Source organism: Mesorhizobium sp. M1E.F.Ca.ET.041.01.1.1, from assembly GCF_003997355.1.
Taxonomy (GTDB): Bacteria; Pseudomonadota; Alphaproteobacteria; order Rhizobiales; family Rhizobiaceae; genus Mesorhizobium.
Genome location: NZ_RZSL01000464.1, coordinates 1 through 5,015 on the forward strand (window position 1 = coordinate 1; position 5,015 = coordinate 5,015).

Annotated in this window: 7 protein-coding genes and 1 pseudogene; 7 read left to right on the plus strand and 1 reads right to left on the minus strand. The window is 61.7% G+C overall.

Annotation, left to right across the window (positions count from 1 at the left end):
- Positions 1 to 400: 400 nt before the first annotated feature.
- Both EOA38_RS27820 and soxR read left to right on the plus strand, forming a co-directional pair.
- The gene (locus EOA38_RS27820) at positions 401 to 859 is read left to right on the plus strand and encodes a tRNA (cytidine(34)-2'-O)-methyltransferase (RefSeq protein ID WP_126092355.1); all 459 of its coding nucleotides are present in this window, start codon (positions 401 to 403) and stop codon (positions 857 to 859) included.
- A gap of 247 nt (positions 860 to 1,106) precedes the next feature.
- Positions 1,107 to 1,550 (plus strand): redox-sensitive transcriptional activator SoxR, encoded by a 444-nt coding sequence (soxR, locus tag EOA38_RS27825; protein ID WP_127300728.1) that lies wholly within the window; start codon positions 1,107 to 1,109, stop codon positions 1,548 to 1,550.
- Positions 1,551 to 1,555: 5 nt separating this feature from the next.
- Here the strand turns inward: soxR and EOA38_RS27830 are convergent, their stop codons facing one another.
- On the minus strand, positions 1,556 to 1,813 hold the full coding sequence (locus EOA38_RS27830; protein WP_126092353.1) for a hypothetical protein: 258 nt from the start codon (positions 1,811 to 1,813) through the stop codon (positions 1,556 to 1,558).
- A gap of 121 nt (positions 1,814 to 1,934) precedes the next feature.
- On the opposite strand from EOA38_RS27830, the gene hemF reads away from it, so the two are divergent.
- From hemF to EOA38_RS39810, 5 genes and pseudogenes are all read left to right on the plus strand, one after another.
- Complete coding sequence (hemF, locus tag EOA38_RS27835; RefSeq protein WP_126092352.1) at positions 1,935 to 2,849, plus strand: oxygen-dependent coproporphyrinogen oxidase; 915 nt, start codon at positions 1,935 to 1,937, stop codon at positions 2,847 to 2,849.
- A 265-nt stretch (positions 2,850 to 3,114) separates the two neighbouring features.
- A complete protein-coding gene (locus tag EOA38_RS27840; protein WP_126092351.1) occupies positions 3,115 to 3,375 on the plus strand; it encodes a DUF1344 domain-containing protein in 261 nt (86 codons plus the stop codon).
- A gap of 308 nt (positions 3,376 to 3,683) precedes the next feature.
- Positions 3,684 to 3,869 carry a DUF1059 domain-containing protein gene (locus EOA38_RS27845; protein WP_040970995.1) on the plus strand — a complete coding sequence of 62 codons (186 nt, stop codon included), beginning with the start codon at positions 3,684 to 3,686 and terminating at the stop codon, positions 3,867 to 3,869.
- 292 nt (positions 3,870 to 4,161) lie between these two features.
- Complete coding sequence (locus tag EOA38_RS27850) at positions 4,162 to 4,740, plus strand: hypothetical protein (protein ID WP_126092350.1); 579 nt, start codon at positions 4,162 to 4,164, stop codon at positions 4,738 to 4,740.
- Between the two features lie 87 nt (positions 4,741 to 4,827).
- Positions 4,828 to 5,015, plus strand: a pseudogene (locus EOA38_RS39810) (peptidase S8 and S53 subtilisin kexin sedolisin); the annotation flags it as partial.

A 5,015-nucleotide genomic window follows, 5' to 3' on the forward strand; every position in this document is an offset into this window, starting at 1 on the left:
GGTCAGGACATGACGACGAGCGTCAGTCCCGACATGACGACGAGCGTCGGTCCCGACACGTTCAGGTGGGGCGTGGCGCCCCTTTGGCAGTTTGAAAAACATCGCAAGATTCCTTCGAAAGCCGAAAACTGGGTTCGGCGGGAATCGGTGCGATAGGGCTTAAAGTGTCAGAAGAATCGTCGTACCGAAACCGCCGTTGGGCGTACTGGAGCCCCGGAGAGGAGCTGCCCGGAAAGGAACTGGTTGTGCATGGTCATCATGTGGTCCCCCTCCTTCGGTTCGGGTTGACGATGAGCGGCATATACTCGACTTCGCAGAAAATGGCCACCCGCCAGTCCAGAAATCGCCGAAAGCTGGAGACGCCTGTGGCCGATCTGCCACTTATTAGAAGGATGCGGAAATGAACGGCCGTCTCCGCATCGCGCTCTACCAGCCTGATATCGCCGGCAACACCGGGACAATCCTGCGCTTCGCCGCCTGCCTCGATCTCGGTGTCGACATCATCGAGCCGGCCGGCTTTCCGCTCTCCGACCGGGCCCTGAAACGGGCCGGCATGGATTACCTCGAAATGGCGGCGCTTTCCCGCCATGCCGACTGGCGCGCCTTCGAGGAGTGGCGCCGAACGAGCGCGCGCCGTTTGGTGTTGGTCACCACCAAGGGGACGACCGCGTACACCGACTTCGCTTTCGCCAATGGTGACATCCTTCTGTTCGGCCGCGAATCCGCCGGCGTGCCGGAAGAGGTTCACCAGGCGGCGGATGCGCGATTGACCATCCCGATGCGGCCGGGCGCGCGCAGCATCAACGTCGCCTTGTCCGTCGCGATGGTCGCGGGCGAAGCGCTCCGCCAGCTCGGATAGGATCCCTACCCTCTCCCTTGTGGGGAGGGTGGCAAGCGAAGCTTGCCGGGTGGGGGTCGAAGGCCACAAAGTACCCCCACCCCGTTCCGCGGCGTCGCTGCGCGATGCCGCTCCACGACCCTCCCCGCAAGGGGGAGGGTAATCAGCGATTCTCACCCAGGCGCACATCGCCTTCTCCTGCATTTGCCTCGTCAGGATTTCCTCGCTACAAGCTCAACCTAACTTGAGGTCAAGCGGAAACTGCGAAATGGTTGCGGTGAAGGAATTGACGGTCGGTCAGGTGGCGATGCGCAGCGGCGTTGCGGTATCGGCGCTCCATTTCTACGAGGCGCGCGGTCTGATCCGCAGCCATCGCACGGCGGGCAACCAGCGCCGCTATGGCCGCGATGTGCTGCGGCGGGTGGCGATCATCCGCGTCGCCCAGGAGGTCGGCATCTCGCTGGCTGAGATCGCAGCGGCATTCCACTCGCTGCCCGAGGGACGCACGTCGACGCGCGAAGACTGGAATCTGCTTTCAACGGCTTGGCGCGATGGGCTCGATCACAAGATCAGCCAGTTGAAGAAGCTGCGCGACGGGCTGAGCGACTGCATCGGCTGCGGCTGCATGTCGATCGACAAGTGTCCGCTCCGGAACAAGGACGATAGGCTGGCCAGGGAAGGAACGGGAGCGAGGCGTTTGCTGGCGCCTTGACCGGTCTAGTCGGCCGCCGGCAGCCGCCGCATGGTGAATTCGATGACGTCGCCCGGCCGTTCGAACCAGCTTTCGATCTCGGTCCAGTAGGCCTGCTTGGGGAAGCGCTCGAACCATTCCTTCGCCTTGAGGCGCGCGGCCGGGCGCGGCAGCACGAAGGTCTCGCGCAGGAATCCGTCGCGCGGCTGCTTCTCGCGTTCGGCCCGCGAGCGTTCCAGCCTCTTTTTCAAACCATCCAGCGGCGGTCTTGCCGGGGTGCGCACGAAGGAACTCCTTTGCGCCTTGGTCAGACAGGACTTGACCCTTGCCTTTAAGAGATTAGGGATCGCGCCCTGAAAAGACGAGTCATTTGTCGGGCAAGCAAGCCCGTAACTGGAGACGGAATTGGAAAGACCTGACCTTCCCGTGGGGCTGCCGGCCGACATCGAGCAGAAGAAGATGAAGGCCCGTCTCTGGTTCGAGGCGCTGCGCGAGCGCATCTGCACCACGTTCGAGCAGATCGAGCGGGAGCTTCAGGGACCTCTATCCTCATGGTCGCCCGGCCACTTCGAGAAGACCCCCTGGGAGCGCGACGAGGGCAAAGGCGGCGGCGGCACCATGTCGATGATGCGCGGCCGGGTCTTCGAAAAAGTCGGTGTGCACACGTCGACGGTCCACGGCGAATTCTCGCCTGAATTCAGAAAGCAGATCCCCGGCGCCGAGGAGGATCCACGCTTCTGGGCAAGCGGCATTTCGTTGATCGCCCATCCCTGGAATCCCAACGTTCCGGCCGTGCATATGAACACCCGCATGGTCGTGACCACGCGCCACTGGTTCGGCGGCGGCGCCGACCTGACGCCGGTGCTTGACCGGCGCCGCACCCAGGAGGATCCTGACACGCTGGCCTTCCACCGCGCCATGCAGTTCGCCTGCGAGAAGAACGCAGCCGTGGCCGACTACCCGAAATTCAAGGCCTGGTGCGACGAGTATTTCTTCCTGCCGCACCGCAACGAGCCGCGCGGTATCGGTGGCATCTTTTTCGATTGGCTGCATTCGGGCGAGGACAAGGGCGGCTGGGACGCCGACTTCAGTTTCGTCCAGGACGTCGGCCGTTCTTTCCTCGTCGTCTATTCCCATCTGGTCCGGGGCAATTTCAACCAGAACTGGACCGACGGCGACCGCGACGAACAGCTCATCCGGCGCGGCCGCTACGTCGAATTCAATTTGCTTCACGATCGCGGCACCATCTTTGGCCTGAAGACCGGCGGCAATGTCGCCTCGATCCTTTCCAGCATGCCGCCCGAGGTAAAGTGGCCGTAAAAATCCGGTGAACGCAAGGTTGGCCGCATTGATGTCCCATTCGCCGAATCTTGGCGGCCAATGTGGCAGGCGCGATTTCTTTTTCGTCTAATATCCTTTTGAAAAAATTGAGTTATTTAAGGTTGCCGGGTCGGGAAGCGCCGGCCGTTCATCTCCCCATGGGCCGCGACCCGACGCGACCGGACGGCCCTGATCGAGAGGGGTGCCTTCCTGGAGCGAGATTTCATCTCGCTCTCACGGTGCCCGCATTCCAGGAGAGCATGCCATGCGCAAGCTTATTGTGACGGCAGCAGCCGCTGCCTTTCTCGCCTCCGGTGGCGCCGCGTTCGCCGCGGTCAAACACACCACGGGCACGGTCAAGAGCTTTGATGGAACGGCCATGAGCCTTGTTCTGGACAACGGATCGACCTTCACCCTGTCCAAGGCCTTCAAGGATCCGGGCATCAAGTCGGGCGAGAAAGTTCGCGTTTCCTGGGACATGAGCGGCAAGAACAAGATTGCCGAGGCGGTCAAGATCATGAAGTGACGGCCCGCCCGATGCACATCGCCCAAAAGTGCTCAGAGGTTTTGGGGAGACGGTATGCAATCTAAAGCGGGCATCAGGCAGCAAGGAAGGCGGGGCAAGGTTGCTCCGCCTTTTGTTTCCAATGAAGATCGTGACGAGCCAACAGCCTCCCGGCTTCGATGCAACCGAAACCGGAAGTGTGTGTTATGGTAGTCCAACTGAGCAATTCCAGGAACGTGCTCAGCGGTTTCCCATACGGAATTGCTTAGAAAACAAGCACATGGAACGGAAGTCCAAACCGAGCCGCGCCAAAGAGGAAAGGAACGACCATGAAGGAATTCCAATGCGGAACACTCGTCCCGGGCTGTGACTGGCACACGCGCGCAGAAGAAGAAGCGGAGGTCATGCGCCGCGCGGTCGAGCATCTGCGTGAAACGCATGGCGAAACCATCATCCGCGAGACGATGATCGAGGCGATCCGCTCGCGCATCCAGAAGGTCCGCGACGCGGCCTGAGGCGTTGGCCGGCTGCAATCGCCGATTCTGCGCGACACCACCGACAAGGACAGCGAGCGGGATGCAGCATCCGGGCGCATCCCGCTTTGCGCGCGGCGATCTGCCCCGATCGCCGACAACCGGCTTCAATCCCAAAGATTTCAAGCAAAAACTTATATTCGTGCCGGCTGGGATAACCCCGCGGTAACGGTCTCCATGCGAACGTCAGGTGCATGATCCGGCCACGGCGGCTGCCCGAGGAGCCGTTTGCCACAAGGCGCGTCCGGATCCGACGGGACGAGGTGCTGCGCGCATGCGCGAAAAGTCCGACAATCGAAGTGGTTTCGGTGCAGCGGCACTCCTGCTGTGCGCATTCCTCGGTGTCTCGCCGGCGATGGCGCAGGAAATGACCACGTCGCTCGTCGATATCCACCAGGGGTCTTGGCTCAGCGACCGCGCGAGGGGCCTCGGCAATGGCGGCTACGAGTTGCAGGACGGAAGCTGGGTCTCGTTCAATCGGTGGTACCACAGCAATTGGGTCGACATGCATGTCGATTTTCTCACGCAGCTCACCGAAAACAGCGGCGTCCTGTGGGGATTTGGGACCGGGGAACAAGCCGAGAAATACCGCATTGCGCCGAGCTTCAAGCTCGGTTTTCTCACCCAGACTCATCCGAGCCTGAACAGCACCCTATCCCTTTCGGTTACCTCGACCTTCGGCGGCAACCTGACCGAAAAGCCCTGCGTGGCCGACTACGGGGATCTGGGCACCTATAGCGTCAACTGCCGGCTCGCGGCCGGCGAGACGGCGCCTGAGGAAACGCTGAAATATCTGGTTAACGCTACACCCGAAAGGCTGCGCCTGTGGCTCAACTACCGTGTTACTTTCTGATCGCCGGGAGGTCGCGCATGAGAAGTCTTCTTGCTCCCGAAGTCTACGATCGTCCGTCCTCGTTCCTGTTTGACTGGGAGTAAGAGCATGTCTGGTAATTTCTGGAAGTTCGGCATTGCCGCGGCGCTCGTCCTTTTGCCGGCGTCCATCGCCTCGGCGCAGGAAGCCCTCGACGCGGACGAGGCGGCCGCGTTGTGCCACGGCGGTGGATCCATATGCGTGAGCGCGAGGATCCCGGTCGCAAAGGCAACGACCCAGGCAGTACAGAGCTGGAT

Coding starts and splice junctions, on each gene's coding strand:
- EOA38_RS27845 (WP_040970995.1), top strand. CDS start 3,684: ATGAAGGAATTCCAATGCGGAACACTCGTCCCGGGCTGTGACTGGCAC.
- EOA38_RS27840 (WP_126092351.1), top strand. CDS start 3,115: ATGCGCAAGCTTATTGTGACGGCAGCAGCCGCTGCCTTTCTCGCCTCC.
- soxR (WP_127300728.1), top strand. CDS start 1,107: ATGGTTGCGGTGAAGGAATTGACGGTCGGTCAGGTGGCGATGCGCAGC.
- EOA38_RS27850 (WP_126092350.1), top strand. CDS start 4,162: ATGCGCGAAAAGTCCGACAATCGAAGTGGTTTCGGTGCAGCGGCACTC.
- EOA38_RS27820 (WP_126092355.1), top strand. CDS start 401: ATGAACGGCCGTCTCCGCATCGCGCTCTACCAGCCTGATATCGCCGGC.